This is a genomic window from Pseudarthrobacter sulfonivorans, assembly GCF_031454915.1.
Lineage (GTDB): Bacteria > Actinomycetota > Actinomycetes > Actinomycetales > Micrococcaceae > Arthrobacter > Arthrobacter sulfonivorans_C.
Window position 1 is genome coordinate 138,380 of the sequence record NZ_JAVDRS010000003.1, and the last position, 16,828, is coordinate 155,207.

Consider the following 16,828-nt stretch of genomic DNA (forward strand, 5'->3'; position numbering starts at 1 on the left):
TTAGGGGCACTAGGGGTTCTCGTGCTGCGGGTCTTCGGGTCCGAGGGCGAGCCTCAGCCTGACCAGCAGGTCGGAACGGTTTTCGGCACCCAGCCGGCGGCGCATCCGGGCAATATGGTGCTCGGCGGTACGCGGGGAGATGTAGATTGCTTCCCCGATTTCCCGGTACGTTTTTCCTTCCAGCACCAGCCGTGCCACTTCTTTCTCGCGCTCGCTCAGCACTGAGGCATCCGGCTGGCCGGCCCCATTGCCTTGGTCCGTGCCGGGAGCATGGCGGACCTCGGATTGTCCGTCGGGGCTCGGCCCGGCCGAGTTCCCTTGCGGATGGAGGTCACGGGCACAGGACAACAGGCGCAGCATGTCCTTGCGCTCTCCTGCCCGGGCGGCGGCGTGGCCGGCCAGCCGGGCGCCTTCCCAGGGCATCCCGACGGCGTTCAGCCCCCGGGCGGTTTCCTCCACGTCCGCTGCCTTGAACTTTCCCGCGAGGACCGATACCCAGGCTTTGCCCGCAGCAGCGAGCTGGGACGCCAGAAGGCTGTGTTCTGCTGCCCGGGCCAGCGCTGCAGCGTGGGGGGCCAGGGCTGCGGGACTGTCGTTCAAGAGCGCCGCCTGGACGGCAGCCCAATGCAGGGGGACGGCCCATAATGGCGGTTCCCCCAGATCCCGCAGGAGCGTCCACGCCTCATCGAGGTAATGCGAGACCCGCCTGGTCTCCCTCAGCCGGGCGGCGGTGATCATCAGCTCCCCCCACGGCAGCAGGCTGTACAAGTCCACCGTGGTGTGCAGCATGGCTTCCCGGGCGCGTTCCCACGCCATGAGGAGGCCGTGGACCTCCCCGCTCCGGCGTGCCAAACCTACTTCCAGGGCCGCACAGAGGAATTCGTCCCGTGGAACCAAAGGCCAGTGGTTGGCTTTTGAGGCCTCGTTGATGGCCAGCCGGGCATCCTCCGGGTTGTCCTGCTGCATCGACGACCAGGCCTGGAGCAGGAACAGCCGTGGCTTGACCGCGTCGCCTCCCTGGCCCGCGGTCGCGGCGGAGCGTGCGATGGTTTCCGCGAGGTGCGGTTCACCGCTGTGCAGGGCCACGAGCGCGGCCAGGGCGCCGGGTGTCTCCGGAAGAGGCAGGGCAGCACCCGACGCGTTCAACATGTCCGAGGCGTGGATCAGGATCGGGAGTCCCTGGTGCGGATCGACGGACAGCGATTCCAGGATGCCCGCGGCCGTCTGCGCCTGCGCCACAGCGAGGAGCGTCGGCGACGCCGGTGTGGAGCCGGCCGGGAACATCTCCCCGGCACCGGCGAGGTTGCCGCAGCCGATCATCGCAACTGCGGCCGCTGGTCCGGATGATCCCACCCTCGCCCGGCCCAGCCAGGTGTACACGTCTGCGCCACGGGCCAGCATGCCCCGCTGCGCCCAGATGGCTGCAGCGACGTCCACCCCGAGGCGGAGGTCGGGCGGATCAGGGCACGTAAGCAGCCCGTCGATGATCCGTCCTGCAGAATCAAGATCCCCTGTGGCCGATACTGCCTGGGCGCGGCGGGCGGCCAGGGCCAGCTCATCGGCGCCTGCCAGGAGGGCCTCGTCGTAGAGCTGGGCGGCCAGGCCCGGATGCTGTTCCAGAGCCCGGTCTCCGGCTTTTTCGAGCTCGGCGGCAACACGGAGGTCAGCCAGCCCGCTGCGTGCCAGCTCGCGGGCGAAGTCGCCGAGAGGGCGGCCCTCCGCGACGAAGCAGCCCACAAGTTCGCGCTGGAGCGCATGGACACGCGGAGTGGACGTAGATGTCAGAAGGGCATGCTGGGCGGTTCCTACTACGGTGCCGTCGGGCTGAAGGAGCCCGGACGATTCCGCCCGGGCTACCAGCGCCTCGAGGCTCTCCACGTCACCTTCCGCCACTTTTCGTTCCAATTCCTGCGGCAACGGTCCGGGGAGGGAGAAGCCAACCGACAGGGCGAGGAGCAGTTCCCGGACTGCGGCGTTCTCCCCTCGCAGTTGCTGGGCCATAAGCGGGGGGCTGGCGGGCGCTTTCGATTCCGCCACAGGTGCGGTGTGGTCGGTGTTCATGGGTCAAGCCGCCGATACGGTAGGGACGGGATCAGTTTCCGTCGCGGCGGGTGCCGGCGGCGGATCGGACGTCGGGGCAGGCGACTCCGTCGTCGGTGCGGGCTCGACGCTCGGTTCCGGCGTCGGGGCAGGCGACTCCGTCGTCGGTGCGGGCTCGACGCTCGGTTCCGGCGTCGGGACAGGCACGGGCGTGGTCGGGACAGGCTCCGACGTGGTCGGGACAGGCACGGGCGTGGTCGGCACAGGCCCGGGCGTGGTCGCGACTGGCCCGGGGGTGGTTGGACTGGGGGTCGCCGTTCCGGGAGTGGTGGTCCCGGGCGCGGCCACCTGGGTTGGATCACTCGTTGCGCCGGATCCGGCGGTTGCGGCACCCCCGGCGTTACCGCCGACCGGCAGTAATGCCGGGGCATACGGCGTGTCGACGGGCGTCTCTGCCGCTTCGAGTCCAGCCGCCGGGGTGTCCGCAGGCTCCTGCGCACTGGCCTCGATGCCCTTCCCCGATTCCTTCGTCCCGCCAGCGCCGGGATCGGCGGGCTTGGGCTCTGGTTCCTGAGGAATGATCATTGCGGAGAGGCTACCCAGTCCCCCCGGACTTTGTGCCGCTGTGGCGGTGAAAAGGGTGAACAGGGCCGCCCCCATGGCCACCGCAGTCAGCCGCACCGTGGGCCGCGGGCCATGCGTTCCGGCCTTCCGGCCACGGCCACGGGCAACGCCCCTGGCACCGTCGCCGACGGCGGCGGTGCCAGCCAAGGAGCCAAACGCGGCCGCGGATTTCCGGGACCAACTTGCACGGCGCCCGGCGTCGTGCGGCTCAAAAACGATGTCTGCCGGAGCAGGGATCCCAGGGACGCCACCGGCAGCAGCCGACGGCGCAATGGCCGGAGCGGCCCGGAGTGCGGCCACGGCTGCGCCAAGGCAAATGGAAGACTTTGGGTCGGCGTCCACGGCGATGGGCCGGTCCAGCTGCTCCGAAATCAGCTGCGCCACGAGAGGGATCCGTGATGATCCACCAATCAGGAGCACCGCAGTCAGGTCAGCCGGTTCCAGTCCAAGTTGTTCCAACGAACGTTCCAGGGCATCCACTGTTTCGCGGATGGGTTCCTCAACCATGGCCTCGAACTCTGAGCGGACCAGCCGCACCTGCTGCTGGACCCCGGGCAGGAACACTGAAATGCTGGCCTCGCTGTCGGCCGAGAGCGCTTCCTTGGCTTCCACGCATTCGCGCTTAAGCCGGGCCAGCGCCGCCAGGGCGCCGGGATCTTCCGGGTCAAGGCCTGCCAGGACCTCCCCCGTGTGCTCCGCGACGTGGCGAAGGACCGCGGCGTCGAAATCGGCGCCTCCCAGTCCTTCGATCCCTTCCGGACGGCCCAGGAACTCAAAGCTGCCGTCGCCGGTTTTCCTCAGGATTGCTGTGTCAAAGGTCCCGCCGCCGAGGTCGTAGACCGCGATGGTGCTGCCGTCCTCCACGCGCATCTGGGAGGCGTAGTGCAGTGCCGCCGCTTCCGGCTCGCTGATGAGCGTGACGTTGTTCAGTCCCTTGGCAGCGAGGGCTGCCAGGACCGCGGTGGTCCGGTGTCCGCCCCAGGCTGCCGGGTGGGAGATGATGATTTCCGACGGCGGGGCGCCCTCGCGTTCTTCGGCCCTATCCGCAACCCAGCGGGCCATGGTGGCAAAGATCTCCTCAGCAGGCAGGGCCAAGGTCCCCACAGCAATGGGTACGCTGTCCCCGATCCGGCGCTTGAATTCGCGGACTACCCGGCCGGGGACATCCAGGCCGCGGCGTTCGGCAGCCTCCCCCACCAGGATGGTGCCCTCTTCGGGGTAAAAGACGACGGACGGCACTGCCGTTCCCCGGAGCCCCAGCGGGAGGCTCTCCGGAACAGGCTGGGCAGTCTGGTCTGTCTTGGCAATCGCGGCGGCAGTGAAACTTGTCCCGACGTCTACGGCGAGAACGTAGCTCATGAGCACCTCGGAGAAACGCAGCTGGCTGTCTGCAAGCTTCATCACAGACGAGCTTCCACCAAGGTAGCATCACCGTCTGCCGGGCGACACCCTTATTCGTACATCGATTGGCGTATTATGCCGCCGGTCAGTGGCAGCTTAGGAGAAAGCCCTGCTCAGAGGCCTGAGTAGGAATGCAGACCGTTAAAGAACTGGTTCACGATGGTGAAGTTGAAGACCACACAGAGGTAGCCCACAATCGACAGCCACGCAGCGCGGGTTCCGGTCCAGCCGCGGGTTGCACGGGCGTGCAGGTAGCCTGCGTAGACCACCCAGATCACAAACGTCCAGACTTCCTTGGTGTCCCAGCCCCAGAACCGGCCCCAGGCCTTTTCGGCCCAGATGGCCCCGAACATCAGGGTGAAGGTCCAGCCGATGAACGCGATGGCGTTGATCCGGTAGGACAGGTTTTCCAGGCTCAGGGCCGAGGGCACCAGCCGCATGAAGCCGAGCTTGTCTGCGCCCCCGGCAGCGATGGTCTTTTGCCGGTGGGACTGGACCAGCTGCAGGGCCGACATGGCGAACGTGAGCGTGAACAGGGCCGAGGAGAGCACCGCGATGGAGACGTGGATGATCAGCCAGTAGCTTTGCAGCGCCGGGACCAGGTGGCCCACCGGCGTCCAGTAGGCAACGGAAGCGGCCACCAGCATGATGATCGCCAGGCCCACCACGAACGTTCCCAGGAACCGCAGGTCGCGGCGGATCAGCACCACCAGGAAGACTGCCACGGCCACAAAGGCGCCCGTGGTGAGGAACTCGTACATGTTGCCCCACGGCACCCGGCCGGCACCCAGGGCACGCGTGATCACGCCTGCGCCGTGGATCAGGGCACCCAGGACGGTGAGGGCGACGGCCACGCGTGCCGGAACGCGGCGTTCCGCCGCATAGCGCATGTCGCCGTCGGCCGTCTGCCCTGCTGCGGAACCTGCGCCGGCCTGCTTGGCAGCGGACGACGACGGGCGTTCGGCCCTCCCGGCAGGTCCGGCCAGGTGCGAATCAACGCGGTTCGCTGCCGCCGCAGAGCCGGCAGACGCACCAACTCCGGCCGCCACCGGAACCTTGGCCCCGGCAGCAGCCCCTGCAGCCTCCGCGGCCTTAAGATCAATGGCGCGCAGCGCCTTGCTGCTCTTGGCCAGGTCCCAGGCGAAGGCGATGAAGGCCACGGTGTAGGTGCCGGCGGCGAGCAGCATCAGCAGTTCGCTGTATGCGCCCATGGTTTCGTTGATGACGAAAGGCATTACTGGTCCTTTGTGGGTCCGGCGGAGCCGGTGGGGGTGGTGACGGAGTCTGCGCCATTATCGCCCTGGCGGCTGGGAGTTTGCTGGGTGGAGGCGGAATCCTCAAGGTCCCATTCCTCCGCGAGGAGTTGCCGGATGGCCTGCGCTTCGGCAGCCAGGCGGTGGTCCTCGCCGCGGGCCAGGAGGCCGTATTCCACCATGGTCCGGCCGTCTTCGTGGGTTCCGGTGCGGACCCAGACGCGGCGGCGGTTGACGTAGAGCGAGACGATGAGGCCGGCCACGGCCAGCAGGGCGAAGATGAGGGCGTAAAGCTGGCCAGGGTTGTGGTGGATGTCCACGCCCACGTACCGCTTGACGCTGTCGAAGCTGATGCTGCCCTTGTTATCCGGCAGGGTGTAGGTGCTGCCCGGCGCCAGGGTGATGCCGCCGGCGTCCAGGTTGCGGTTGTTCAACGGGGTCAGGTCCTGGACGTCCAGTTCAAAGACGTTCTGCGGCGCCCCGTTGTCCAGGCCAAGGTCCCCGAAGTAGGAGTTCAGGGTCAGCTGCGGGTTGAAAAGGTCCGGATCGCCGCTGAAGGAAATGCCGTCGTCCGTAACGAACGCGGTGGGCAGGAAGAACCCAACAAATCCCAGCTGGTCAGGCTTGGCATCGGGGACCTTGATGACCACTGACGAGTAGTAGTTCTCGCCCTGGAGCTTGGCCACTACCGGGCCCTGCATGGCGATGTTTCCGGCGCCGTCGCGGATGGTCACCACGGGAGCGTAGCCGTTGCCGGTGAGATAGATGCTGGTGCCGCCCAGGGTTACCGGTTCGTTGACCTTCAGGACCTCCTGCTTGGCGGGCGCGTCCGGGGTTTCCCGTGTAGTCACCTCAGCGTTGAAGTCGATGGGCTGGCCGAACTTGCCCGGGGACTCGCGGTCGAACAGGACATCGAACTTGTCCAGCTGGATGGAGTACGGCTGGAGCTGGCTGGACTGGAAGTTGGTGCCCGGCGTGAACTGGTCGTAGCCCACCAGGGTGTTCACGAAGGTGTCGCCCTCCACCAGGATGCGCTGGCCGCTGTAGCCAAACAAGCCGCCGATGGCCACGGACACGAGCACACCGATCAGCGAGGTGTGGAACACCAGGTTCCCCACCTCCTTGGCGAAGCCGCGCTCGGCGCCCAAAGACGGCCGCGCGCCGTCGTCGTCCCTCACCTCAACGCGGTAGCCGCGCTTCCGGAGCACGCCCGCGGCGCTTTTGATGGCGTCCGACGCCGGGAGGCCGGCATCGGCGGGAACCACCAGTGTGCCGTACTCAGGGAGGCGGGAGAGCCGCTTGGGGGTGCGCGGCGGCTGTGACCGCATGGCCTTGTAGTGCGCGATGGCGCGCGGGACCACGCAGCCGATCAGTGAGATGAAGAGCAGGATGTAGATGGCCGAGAACCAGGCCGAGGAGTAGACGTCGAAGAGCTGCAGGGTATCCAGCAGCTCCCCGTACTCGGCGTTGTCCTTGATGTACTGGGTGACCACAAACGGGTTGGCCGGGCGCTGCGGGAACAGCGAACCCGGCACCGCGGCAACAGCCAGCAGCAGCAGGAGGAACAGCGCCGTACGCATGCTGGTCAGCTGGGTCCAGGCCCACCGCAGCATCCCGATCGGCCCCAGGACGGGCAGTGCCGCGTCTGCCTTGGCGGCGGCAACGGGGGCCGGGGACTTCTTGTTGGATTTCACGCGCTCGCTCATCAGATCGGCAACTTCACATCGGTTTGGAACCAGTACTGCAGTTCGGTGACCCAGGCGCCCCAGACGCCGCTGGCCATCAGGAGGCCCAGCACCACCAGGATGCCGCCGCCGATCCGCTGGATGGCAAGGCGGTGCTGGCGGAAGAAGGACATCACGCCCAGGCCCCGGCGGACGGCCAGGGCAATCAGTAGGAACGGGATGCCCAGGCCCAGGCTGTAGACGAACGCCAGGAGGGCGCCCTTGGCGGCGGAGGACCCGCCGGACAGGCTCAGGAGCTGGACAGCGGAATAGGTGGGCCCGATGCACGGGGCCCAGCCCAGGCCGAAGGTCAGACCGAGCAGGGGCGCTCCCCAGAGGCCGGCCGGCGGCTTGGCGTGGATCTTGGCGTCACGCTGCAGCCAGCCGAAACCGCCCATGAACACCACGCCCATGATGATCACCAGGATCCCCAGGAGCTGGGTGATCCAGGCATTCTGGGAGCCCGTGACCAGGGTGCCCAGCTGGCCGAAGGCGCCGCCCAGCAGCACAAAAATGACCGAGAAACCCAGGACAAAAAGGCCGATGCCCGCAAACATCCGGCCGCGCTTCTGCTTCTGCAGGTCCACCCCGCTGAGGCCGGTGACATAGCCCAGGTAGCCGGGCACCAGGGGCAGCACGCACGGGGACAGGAAGGACACGAGGCCGGCGAGCAGGGCCACCGGGATGGCAAGTAGGAGCGAGCCATTCAGGATGGTTTCGGCGAAGGGGCTGTTCACGGTCCGGGGCCGCCGCTACTCTGCCACGGCGGAGGCAATGAGGGCTTTAAGGGTGCCCTTCTGGATTTCGCCCAGCACGCGCGACGCCACCCGGCCCTGCTTGTCCAGGACCAACGTGGTGGGAACCGCCCCCGGCGGAACGATGCCGGACACGGCCAGGAGAACGCCGCCGTTTTTGTCATCGAAGCTGGGGTAGGTCAGGTTGAAGGTCTTATCGAAGGCCTCGGCGGTGGCCTTCTCGTCGCGAAGGTTCACGCCGAAGAACTGCACGCCCTGGTCCTTGAACTCCTGGTGCAGCTCTTCCAGGATGGGCGCTTCCACCCGGCACGGGGCACACGCGGCGAACCAGAAGTTCAGGACCGTCACCTTGCCCTGGAAGTCTTCAGGGGTCACAGCCGTGCCGTTGAACAGCGTGCCGTTGACGGCGACGGCGGCCTTGCGGTCGGCCGCCGTGAATTCCGTCACGGAGCCATCTCCGGCGATGTAGTTCTTGTTGTCGCCGGCTTTGGCCTGCTTCGCCAGGGCGTCCTCCTGGGCGCAGGCGGAAAGCCCCAGCGTAAGGGCGGTGAGGGCGGCGCCGCCGGCGGCGAGAACGGCGCGGCGGGATGCGTTTGGGTTAATGGCCACGATCAAGCCCCCGGCGTGGTGGCGGCACCGGGGAGAAGGGCGGCAGCGGGCTCACTGTACTCAACGCGCAGAAGGGAGCCGTCGTCGTCGAACACCAGGGAGGTGATGGACGTCAGTGTGCACTCGCGTTTGCGCGGGTCATGCCAGAGCGGACGGCCCTCGGCGCTGAGGCGGGTGGCCCAAATGGGGAGCTGGTGGCTGACCATGATGGCTTCGGGGCCGCTGGTTCCGTAGTCACCGGCGGAAAGTTCGATGGCCCGGAGCCTGGCATCCTCGACGGCGGCCCGGACGCGCGCAGCCTGCGCCTTGTAGGGCTCGCCCCAGGACGGCCGGAGCGGGTTGACCAGGTGCGGCCAGTGCTTGGGCTTACGGAGCTCGGCTTTGGTGACCTTCAGGCCCTGGAAGTAGTTCTCCGCCTCGATGATGCGCTCATCGGTGTGGATCTCAAGGTGCAGCGCCGCCGCAGTGGGGGCCGCCGTCTCCTGGGCCCTGACCAGCGGCGACGCCGCCAGATAGACAATCCGGGCACCCTGCGCGGCGCGCTCGGCGAAGTGGGCGGCGAGGGTCTCTGCCATTTCCTGGCCCAGCTCGGAGAGGTGGAATTCGGGCAGCCTGCCGTACAGAACGCCGTCGGGATTATGGACCTCGCCGTGGCGGAGCAGATGGACAGTGGCTTGGGGCATGTTTACCAGTTTCTCAAAGATGGCGTGCGATCCGAAATCTTCTACATTCCGTAGAACTGAAACTCTGGGAAAAAAGTTCCTGAACAAGGAACAAAACATGCAAATGCATGCTTATACTCAATGCAACGGATAGTTGATACTTCAACAGATGAAGGGTCAAGCTGTCCGGCAGTACCACCCGACAAACCCACAAGGAGAAACACCATGGCTCTTCCCGCAGACGTCACCACCGGCACCTGGACCCTCGATAACTCGCACAGCGAGATCGGCTTCACTGTCCGCCACGCCGGCATCAGCAAGGTCCGCGGCCAGTTCAAGGATGCAGCGGCAACCCTGGACCTCGCCGAAAACGTGGCCGATTCCACGATCAGCGCCACCATCCAGACCGCCAGCTTCGACTCCGGCGACGCCAACCGCGACGGCCACGTCCGCGGCGAAGATTTCTTCGACGTCGAGAAGTTCCCGGAAATCTCCTTCGTCTCCAGCGGCCTCGTGGCCGCCGGCGCCAGCTACGAACTGACCGGAGACCTCACCATCAAGGGCGTCACCCGTCCGGTGTCCCTGGAGACCGAGTTCAACGGTGTGGCCGTTGATCCGTTCGGCATGACCCGCGCCGGCGTTTCCGCTGAAACCACCATCAGCCGCAAGGACTTCGGCCTGACGTGGAACGCCGTTCTCGACGCCGGCGGCGTGCTGGTGAGCGACAAGGTTGCCATCAACCTGGAACTGGCGTTCATCGCTCCCGCCGCATAATTCAGTACCAAGAGCGCTTTAGTACGCACAGGTCATTAGTACGTACTGTTTTTAGCAAGCGAGCACCGCGCCCGGCTGCCAGGATCCCCAATTCCTGGTGCCGGGCGCGCGGTGTTTAAGTCGTGGAGACAAGGGGACACGCGGTCTACAGTGAGATCCATGACCAACCCCAGTGAAGTACCGCAGCCTCAGCAGCCGGGCCAGCCGAGTGGATTCCACTTGCAGAAGCCCACCGACGGTCCGCAAAGCTTCAACGACGTTATGCCCAAGGGTGGCTTCTCGGGCATGTTCAGCGTGATCGGGCTGCCCACGGAGCTCAAGGTTTCTTACTGGATCTGGCTCATCGGCGGCATGCTGGGTGTCCTCGGCAGCTTGTTCGGCCTTCTTGCCACCTTGGCATTCTTCACCGTGGCACCCGCACTGGCTGCGGTGTTCCTCGTGCTGGTCCTGGTGGCACTTGCCCTGGCCGCGGCCCAGATTGTCTTCGGCCTGAAGATGAAGGAAGGCAAGGAATGGGCCCGCCTGGCTCTCACCATCGTCGCCGGCGTCTCGCTGGTCCTGGCAGTCATTGGCGGGAGCATGGGTGAGGGCATCGGCAATAACTGGCTCGGGTTCCTGATCAGTGCCGCAGCAACGGTCCTGATGTGGCTCCCCAACTCGCAGGCTTGGTTCACCGCCGTCAAGGGCCGCGCCTAAACGGCGGGTTTCAGCAGTTCCCGCGAGGCCGGGAATACCTCTCCGGAATGACCCGCCACGGCACCGGCCGGGGGTACGGTGGGAGTAAGCCGTACTGGGGGCAGGCCAGTGGACTGCACCCAGCAGCCGAACTGACCTCTGACCTGCAAAGGACCGCTCATGAGCACGCCTGTCCCGCCTCCCGTCCCGAACGAACCCGAGCCCGGCCAGCAGCCGCCGGCACCCCGCTATGGCGAGAACAGCCCGCCGTCCGGGCAGCCCACGCCCCCGGCACCGCAGTACGGGCAGTCCACTCCCCCCGCACCGCAGTACGGCCAGAATGCGCCGCAACCGCAGTACGGGCAAAACCCGCCGCAGTTCGGGCAGAATGCGCCGCAACCGCAGTACGGGCAAAACTCGCCGCAGGCACCACAGCCACAGTTCGGGCAGCCCACCCCGCCCGCCTATGGCCAGCAGCCGTACGGGCAGTCCCCCTACGCCCAGTACCCCTCGGAGAAGCTGCAGGGCGCGGGACCTAATGGCGTTCCCCAACTGGTCAACATTTCGTTCTGGCTCCTGATCGGCGCCGCGGCGCTGTTTGTCGTCACCATGCTCATGGGCATCAGCATGCTCGATGACCCGATCATGCGGGATGCCTTCGAGGATGCCATGCGCAGCAGCGGCGCCACGGGCACCGAATTCAACTTCGAGGACTTCAGGAGTGCCCTCGCTGGAACCTTGGTGGTCCTGGCAATCCTCGGCGCGGGCATGTATGTGCTGGTGGCCTTCTTCGTCCGCAAGGGTAAGAACTGGGCACGGATCCTGGGCACCGTGTTCGCCGCGCTGTCCGTGACCAGCCTCTTCCAGGTGCCCAACATCGGGACCCTGGGAACCTTGGCGGGCATCGCGGCGATCGTTCTGCTGTACCTGCCGTCCACGGCTCCGTACTTCCGCAAGCAGCAGCCGTTCGCCAACCCCTACAGCTCGCCGGGCAACCCGTACGGCCAGTAGGTTCCACCCAGCAATCCACACCCAGCGGGCGTGGACCCTGCCAGCCGCCTGAACAGCACCTAGGCGGTATGGTCCGGGGTCTGCGCCCGCTGTGCATGATAGGCCAGGATCTGCAGCTCGGTGGCCATGTCCACCTTGCGGAGGTTGACTCCGGCAGGGACCTGGAGCATGACCGGGGCGAAGCTCAGGATGCTATGGACGCCAGCCGCCACCACGCGGTCGCAGATGGCCTGCGCCACGGCGGCCGGCAGGGCCAGGACCACCATGTTGGCGCCCGTCCGCTCGAGTACTGCCTCCAGGTCCGCCACGTCGCTGACGCGCAGCCAACCCACCTCATTGCCTACCACCATCTGGTCTGCGTCGAAGATTGCCACAACGTCAAAGCCGCGTGTCTCGAAGCCGCCGTAACGTGCCAGGGCCTTTCCCAGGTTGCCGGCACCAACGATGGCCACCTTCCAGTCATGGGTCAGGCCGAGTGCTGCGGAGATGTGGCGGCTGAGGTACTGCACTTCATAGCCAACGCCGCGGGTCCCATAGGAACCCACGTAGGACAGGTCCTTGCGCAGTGTTGAGGAGCTGACGCCCGACGCTTCCGCCAGGGATTCCGAGGACACTCGCTCCACGCCTTCAGCGAGCAGTGTGTTCAGGGCGCGCAGGTAGATGGTCAGCCGTGCTACGGCTGCGGGCGGAATCTGCTTGGCGACTTCTCCACCCGGGACCGCCCCCGTACCCTCTACGGCATGGGGAGATGAATCCAGCGAACTCACTATCCCCTCCATTGCCTCGCGTTGTGACTCCACTCTAGAGCCCTGCCATTGCTGTCAACAAAGCCAGCGACATTTTTGGCAATCGGTTGCCTACTGGGCCATGGCACGCTGGAGGACACGCTCAAGCCGCACTTCGTCGATTTTCCAGAAGTCGCGCTGGATTCCGTCCACCAGCACTACCGGAATTTCCTCCGCGTAACGCCCACGCAGTTCCGGCAGTTCATCAACCTGCTGTTCCGTCCACCCAAGTCCCAGTGAGGCGGTAACGCGTTCGACGGCGTCGCGCGCGTCTGCGCACAGGTGACAGTCTGCTTTGGTGATGAGGACTACCTCCGGTTTTGCCATGGTTTAACCGTATCGCCCTTTGGGCGCGTACAACGCGGCGCGCGGCGGCGCGGGCGACGGCTGAAATCTTCCCACCGAGTATTGACTAGACTCGTGGACATGCCCGAGGAGAAGTACGTCGCTGTGATCACCCAGCCGGATGCGGTGATGCAGACCGGCGAAGCGGCCTTCTTCGACGTTGACAACACCCTCATGAAGGGTGCCAGCCTCTTCCACGTGGCACGCAAGATGCACCAACGCGGCGCCTTTACGTTGACCCAGGCCGCCGGATTCGCCTGGAAACAGTTCAAGTTTGTGACGCGCGGGGAGAACATGGACGACGTCCACGCTGTCCGCGATTCGGCCCTCACCCTCGCGGCGGGCATCACCGTGGATGACATCAAGGCCCTGGGCGAAGAAGTCTACGACGAAATGATCGCCTCCCGGATCTGGCCTGGAGCCAAGGCGCTGGCGCAACAGCACCTGCGCGTAGGCAGGCGGGTCTGGCTGGTCACGGCAACCCCCATTGAAGTTGCCGCAGTCATCTCCACCCGGCTGGGCCTCACGGGCGCCCTGGGCACCGTGGGCGAAATTGCCGACGGAATGTACACAGGCCGGCTGGTGGGTGACATCCTGCACGGCTCCGCGAAAGCAGTAGCAGTCCAGGAGCTCGCCGACGCCGAGGGGCTGGACCTGAAGCGGTGCTGGGCCTATAGCGATTCCTACAACGACATTCCGCTGCTGACCCTGGTGGGGCACCCCGTGGCCATCAATCCTGATTCCAGGCTGCGCAGCCACGCGCGCGACCACAACTGGCCGGTCTACGATTTCCGCTCCGGCCGCCGCGCCGCCACCCTCGGCCTCAAGGCGGCCACAGCGGGCGGCGTAATTTACGGACTCTGGAAAGGCTTCGCCCGCATCCGCGGCCCGCGCATCTAGGCACCCGACCGGCCAGCTGCTGGCGCCCACGCGCACAAAAAATGCCCGCTGCCGGGAAGGCAACGGGCATTTTCACGCTTGTCGAAGTATCTCTACTTCTTATTGCGGCGCTGGTGACGGGTCTTGCGAAGCAACTTGCGGTGCTTCTTCTTGGCCATACGCTTGCGACGCTTCTTAATAACTGAACCCACGAAAGTTCCTCACAAACTAGATGCAGTACCTGTCTGATGGAAAAGGTCCGTGGACAGAGCTACAGACAGAAACAACTGACAGATTCTTACAATGACGTAAAACAATCCTTAACAGGGTACCGCTTTCTGGCGGCGACCACCGACTGCAGTCCATTCACGGGCTGAATCGGCGGTTTGGGCTCCGGACCGCTAGGCGGTTTCGGTGTGACCGTCCACCACAGCACCCTTGAGATACTGCTCGACGGCGCTCTCCGGCACCCGGTACGACCGACCGAAACGCACCGCAGGCATTTCGCCGGAATGGACCAGCCGGTAGACGGTCATTTTGGAGACGCGCATGACCTCGGCAACTTCGGCCACGGTCAGAAACTTCGCGTTCGAGAAGTTCTGTTCTGCGGACATTTCCCTATTCCTTTGCTGATGGATGACGACTAACCCCAGCTGTGTTCCATTGCGGTGTGCCGATGCTGAGCCATCCACCAACCATGTGATAGATACTCTAGAGGTTCATGGGGCTGTAGTGAAAGTCATCCGGAGCAATCATTGTGCAGTGCGGCGTTTCCGCGCGGACGCCGCGAGCTGGTCCAGCACCGAAACCGAGACGTCCCACTCCATGCACGCATCCGTGACGCTCTGCCCGTAGACCAGCTCTGACCTGCCCGCAGCGTGCTCGGCAACATCCAGGTTCTGGGCGCCGCCCACCAGGAAACTTTCCAACATGACGCCGGCGACTGCCTGCGCCGCCTGGCCGCCCTCCTCGAGCTGCGCACCGATTTCCAGCGCCACTTCAGCCTGCCTGTGGTGGCTCTTGCCGCTGTTGGCGTGGCTGGCATCCACGATCAGCCGGGGGTTCAGCCCCTTGCCGGCCAGCTTGGCGGAGGCACTTTCGACGTCGGCCGCTGAGTAATTGGGGCCCTTGCGTCCGCCGCGGAGGATGACGTGGGTGTCCGGGTTGCCGGCGGTGGCCACCAGCGCGGCCCGGCCGTCGCCGTCGATCCCCAGGAAAGCCTGCGCTGCCGCGGCGGCGCAGCACGCGTCGATCGCAACCTGGAGGTCGCCGTCGGTCCCGTTCTTGAAGCCGATGGGCATGGACAGTCCGGACGCGAGCTGGCGGTGGATCTGGCTCTCGGTGGTGCGCGCCCCGATGGCTCCCCAGGAGATCAGGTCCGCCATGTACTGCGGGCTGATGGGCTCCAGGAACTCGGTGGCCGTGGGCAGCCCCAGCGCGGTGACCTGCTGCAGGAACCGCCGGGCGGTGCGGAGGCCGGTCACCATATCGTGGCTGCCGTCCAGGCGCGGATCATTGATGAGGCCCTTCCAGCCAACCGTGGTGCGAGGCTTCTCAAAGTAGGTCCGCATGACGATCAGCAGGTCTTCCTTGTGCTTTGCGGCCTGGCTGACCAGCCGGCGGGCGTATTCCAGGCCGGCCTTGGGATCGTGGATGGAGCAGGGGCCAACAATGACCAGCAGGCGGTCGTCCACGCCGTCCATAATGGCGCGGACTTCATCACGGCCGCGCTCGACGACGTCCGTCACCCGGGCATCCAGCGGCAGCTCGGCGATGAGCTCCGCAGGCGTGGGCAGCGCAGTGAATTCGCTGATGCGCAGATTAGACGTGGATTTGGCGGGAGTGGCTGTTGCGGGGCTCATGCTCGGGGTCCTGTTCCAGATAGGAAGCGGGCCCAGATCAGAACCCGCCGGAGAAATGGCGAAGGGCAGAGAATGATCTCTGCCCTGTTGGCTCTGAAGGAAGTTGGATGCGTGTCAGTTAGACGCGGGCTCCTCCAGAGCCAACGAAAAATACGCATACCAACGGTTAGTCATAGGCACACCATAACTGCACGCCGCGGCCGCCGCAAAATCGCGGCCGTCACACAGAACTCCCCAGCGTTGTTCGCAGATCCGAACCGTGAACGTCAGGACTTGCGGACAACCCCAGGACGCGCGGCCCACACCGCGTCAGCCCAGGAGCTTGCGGAGGTACTCCAGCTGCCGGATCCAGTGGTGCTCCTGGCCGCCCTCGTGGTTGTTGAACCGATAGACCTCGATCTCCTTGGCGGCCCCGCTTCCGGCCGAAGCCCCCGCCCCGGCTCCGTAGGCGTTGAAACTGGCGAAGACGGTGGACGGCGGGCAGACATCGTCCATCAGCGCCACCGAATAAAGGGCGGGAGCAGCGGCCGCCCTGGCCAGGTTGACGCCGTCGAAATAGTTCAGCACCGACAGCATCGGCTCGTACCGGTCGCGGTGGCGGCCCAGGAAGGCCGCGATCTCCGGATAGGGCCCGCGGGGTGCGGTATCGATGGCCCGGGGAAAGTCCTGCAGGAACGGGACATCGGGCAGCGCGCCGATGACGCCGTCGAGCCTTCCGGCCACCAGCCCGGCAACAGCCACCACAAGGCCGCCGCCCTGGCTGATTCCGGCCAGGACCACGCGGGAAGCATCCACGTCCGGGTGGGATTGCGCAGCTTCCACCGCACGGAACGCGTCAACATACACGCGCCGGTAGTAATAGTCCTCGCGACGGCCTGCACCCCGTGTCATGAGTCCGGCAAAGGCGACATCACCGGCGGACGGGTGGGGGTCCGGAGTGTCCCCCACGATCCCGCCGAAGCCCTGGCCCCGCGTGTCCATGATGAAGTGCGCATAGCCGGCCTGCGCCCACTTCGTGTCCTGGTTGACCAGGCCGCGCCCGCCCGAGTAGCCGATGTACTGCACGACGACGGGCAACGGGCTCCCTTCTTGACGATTCGCCGGGAGGTGCAGCCAGCCCTTGATCGGCGCGCCGCCGTAACCGGCGAACGTGACGTCGAAGGTGTCGATGACCGTCAGGTGGTTCTCCACCGGCGCGAACGTTGCGTTGAGCGGGAACGTCCGGGCCTCCTCAAGGGTGGCGTCCCAGAAGACCTGCAGATCGGCGGGCGGCATGACGGCGGAGGTATAGCCGCGGAGCTGCTCAAGCGGGAGGTCAAAGAGGGGCATGGTGGGGTCCGGTCCTGTCTCGTCTGGGTATCTTTGGAGATCCTACGTCATACCACTCGTTCTGCGGCACCCCAAGATTTCCATCGACGGCGCGCCACAA

At 65.8% G+C, this 16,828-nt stretch carries 17 protein-coding genes; 4 read left to right on the top strand and 13 right to left on the bottom strand.

Going from position 1 to position 16,828, the window contains the following annotated elements; all coding sequences use genetic code 11:
• Positions 1-9 precede the first annotated feature (9 nt).
• From J2808_RS08570 to J2808_RS08600, 7 genes are all read right to left on the bottom strand, one after another.
• Entirely contained in the window at positions 10-2,061 is a 2,052-nt protein-coding gene (locus J2808_RS08570) for a LuxR C-terminal-related transcriptional regulator (protein WP_397428014.1), read from the bottom strand.
• A 3-nt stretch (positions 2,062-2,064) separates the two neighbouring features.
• On the bottom strand, positions 2,065-4,023 hold the full coding sequence (locus J2808_RS08575; protein WP_397428030.1) for an Hsp70 family protein: 1,959 nt from the start codon (positions 4,021-4,023) through the stop codon (positions 2,065-2,067).
• Between the two features lie 155 nt (positions 4,024-4,178).
• Entirely contained in the window at positions 4,179-5,300 is a 1,122-nt protein-coding gene (ccsB, locus tag J2808_RS08580; RefSeq protein ID WP_309814645.1) for a c-type cytochrome biogenesis protein CcsB, read from the bottom strand.
• Positions 5,300-7,024 (bottom strand): cytochrome c biogenesis protein ResB, encoded by a 1,725-nt coding sequence (gene resB, locus J2808_RS08585; protein WP_309814649.1) that lies wholly within the window; start codon positions 7,022-7,024, stop codon positions 5,300-5,302. Before resB ends, ccsB begins: the two co-directional genes overlap by 1 nt.
• On the bottom strand, positions 7,024-7,779 hold the full coding sequence (locus tag J2808_RS08590) for a cytochrome c biogenesis CcdA family protein (protein WP_309814651.1): 756 nt from the start codon (positions 7,777-7,779) through the stop codon (positions 7,024-7,026). The genes resB and J2808_RS08590 overlap by 1 nt, the downstream gene beginning before the upstream one ends.
• A gap of 15 nt (positions 7,780-7,794) precedes the next feature.
• On the bottom strand, positions 7,795-8,400 hold the full coding sequence (locus J2808_RS08595) for a TlpA family protein disulfide reductase (RefSeq protein WP_309815557.1): 606 nt from the start codon (positions 8,398-8,400) through the stop codon (positions 7,795-7,797).
• 8 nt (positions 8,401-8,408) lie between these two features.
• Entirely contained in the window at positions 8,409-9,089 is a 681-nt protein-coding gene (locus J2808_RS08600) for a histidine phosphatase family protein (protein WP_309814654.1), read from the bottom strand.
• Positions 9,090-9,293: 204 nt separating this feature from the next.
• Here J2808_RS08600 and J2808_RS08605 point away from each other — a divergent pair, with 204 nt between their 5' ends.
• The 3 genes from J2808_RS08605 (at position 9,294) to J2808_RS08615 (ending at position 11,528) form a co-directional block, all read left to right on the top strand.
• Positions 9,294-9,842 (top strand): YceI family protein, encoded by a 549-nt coding sequence (locus J2808_RS08605; RefSeq protein ID WP_309814657.1) that lies wholly within the window; start codon positions 9,294-9,296, stop codon positions 9,840-9,842.
• A 159-nt stretch (positions 9,843-10,001) separates the two neighbouring features.
• A complete protein-coding gene (locus tag J2808_RS08610; RefSeq protein ID WP_309814661.1) occupies positions 10,002-10,538 on the top strand; it encodes a hypothetical protein in 537 nt (178 codons plus the stop codon).
• Positions 10,539-10,697: 159 nt separating this feature from the next.
• Positions 10,698-11,528 (top strand): AI-2E family transporter, encoded by an 831-nt coding sequence (locus J2808_RS08615; protein ID WP_309814663.1) that lies wholly within the window; start codon positions 10,698-10,700, stop codon positions 11,526-11,528.
• Positions 11,529-11,587: 59 nt separating this feature from the next.
• Here the strand turns inward: J2808_RS08615 and J2808_RS08620 are convergent, their stop codons facing one another.
• Together J2808_RS08620 and J2808_RS08625 are read right to left on the bottom strand one after the other, a co-directional pair.
• The gene (locus tag J2808_RS08620) at positions 11,588-12,295 is read right to left on the bottom strand and encodes a redox-sensing transcriptional repressor Rex (protein ID WP_309814665.1); all 708 of its coding nucleotides are present in this window, start codon (positions 12,293-12,295) and stop codon (positions 11,588-11,590) included.
• Positions 12,296-12,385: 90 nt separating this feature from the next.
• On the bottom strand, positions 12,386-12,640 hold the full coding sequence (locus J2808_RS08625) for a glutaredoxin family protein (protein ID WP_309814668.1): 255 nt from the start codon (positions 12,638-12,640) through the stop codon (positions 12,386-12,388).
• 99 nt (positions 12,641-12,739) lie between these two features.
• Here J2808_RS08625 and J2808_RS08630 point away from each other — a divergent pair, with 99 nt between their 5' ends.
• Positions 12,740-13,558 (top strand): HAD family hydrolase, encoded by an 819-nt coding sequence (locus tag J2808_RS08630; RefSeq protein WP_309814672.1) that lies wholly within the window; start codon positions 12,740-12,742, stop codon positions 13,556-13,558.
• Between the two features lie 92 nt (positions 13,559-13,650).
• On the opposite strand, the gene J2808_RS08635 is transcribed toward J2808_RS08630, so the two are convergent.
• The 4 genes from J2808_RS08635 to J2808_RS08650 form a co-directional block, all read right to left on the bottom strand.
• Positions 13,651-13,749, bottom strand: a complete 99-nt coding sequence (locus J2808_RS08635) for a 30S ribosomal protein bS22 (protein WP_003792170.1) — start codon at positions 13,747-13,749, stop codon at positions 13,651-13,653.
• Positions 13,750-13,938: 189 nt separating this feature from the next.
• Positions 13,939-14,151, bottom strand: coding sequence for a helix-turn-helix domain-containing protein (locus J2808_RS08640; protein ID WP_190987656.1), 213 nt, complete (start codon positions 14,149-14,151; stop codon positions 13,939-13,941).
• Between the two features lie 138 nt (positions 14,152-14,289).
• On the bottom strand, positions 14,290-15,399 hold the full coding sequence (locus tag J2808_RS08645; protein WP_309814677.1) for a 3-deoxy-7-phosphoheptulonate synthase: 1,110 nt from the start codon (positions 15,397-15,399) through the stop codon (positions 14,290-14,292).
• 309 nt (positions 15,400-15,708) lie between these two features.
• Positions 15,709-16,728, bottom strand: coding sequence for an acetylxylan esterase (locus J2808_RS08650; RefSeq protein ID WP_309814680.1), 1,020 nt, complete (start codon positions 16,726-16,728; stop codon positions 15,709-15,711).
• Positions 16,729-16,828 lie beyond the last annotated feature (100 nt).

Bases quoted from the DNA above. Each gene is read 5' to 3' on its own strand.
- J2808_RS08625 (WP_309814668.1), bottom strand. From the start codon at position 12,640: ATGGCAAAACCGGAGGTAGTCCTCATCACCAAAGCAGACTGTCACCTG.
- J2808_RS08640 (WP_190987656.1), bottom strand. From the start codon at position 14,151: ATGTCCGCAGAACAGAACTTCTCGAACGCGAAGTTTCTGACCGTGGCC.
- J2808_RS08630 (WP_309814672.1), top strand. From the start codon at position 12,740: ATGCCCGAGGAGAAGTACGTCGCTGTGATCACCCAGCCGGATGCGGTG.
- J2808_RS08570 (WP_397428014.1), bottom strand. From the start codon at position 2,061: ATGAACACCGACCACACCGCACCTGTGGCGGAATCGAAAGCGCCCGCC.
- J2808_RS08645 (WP_309814677.1), bottom strand. From the start codon at position 15,399: ATGAGCCCCGCAACAGCCACTCCCGCCAAATCCACGTCTAATCTGCGC.
- J2808_RS08650 (WP_309814680.1), bottom strand. From the start codon at position 16,728: ATGCCCCTCTTTGACCTCCCGCTTGAGCAGCTCCGCGGCTATACCTCC.
- J2808_RS08600 (WP_309814654.1), bottom strand. From the start codon at position 9,089: ATGCCCCAAGCCACTGTCCATCTGCTCCGCCACGGCGAGGTCCATAAT.
- ccsB (WP_309814645.1), bottom strand. From the start codon at position 5,300: ATGCCTTTCGTCATCAACGAAACCATGGGCGCATACAGCGAACTGCTG.
- resB (WP_309814649.1), bottom strand. From the start codon at position 7,024: ATGAGCGAGCGCGTGAAATCCAACAAGAAGTCCCCGGCCCCCGTTGCC.
- J2808_RS08610 (WP_309814661.1), top strand. From the start codon at position 10,002: ATGACCAACCCCAGTGAAGTACCGCAGCCTCAGCAGCCGGGCCAGCCG.
- J2808_RS08615 (WP_309814663.1), top strand. From the start codon at position 10,698: ATGAGCACGCCTGTCCCGCCTCCCGTCCCGAACGAACCCGAGCCCGGC.
- J2808_RS08575 (WP_397428030.1), bottom strand. From the start codon at position 4,023: ATGAGCTACGTTCTCGCCGTAGACGTCGGGACAAGTTTCACTGCCGCC.
- J2808_RS08605 (WP_309814657.1), top strand. From the start codon at position 9,294: ATGGCTCTTCCCGCAGACGTCACCACCGGCACCTGGACCCTCGATAAC.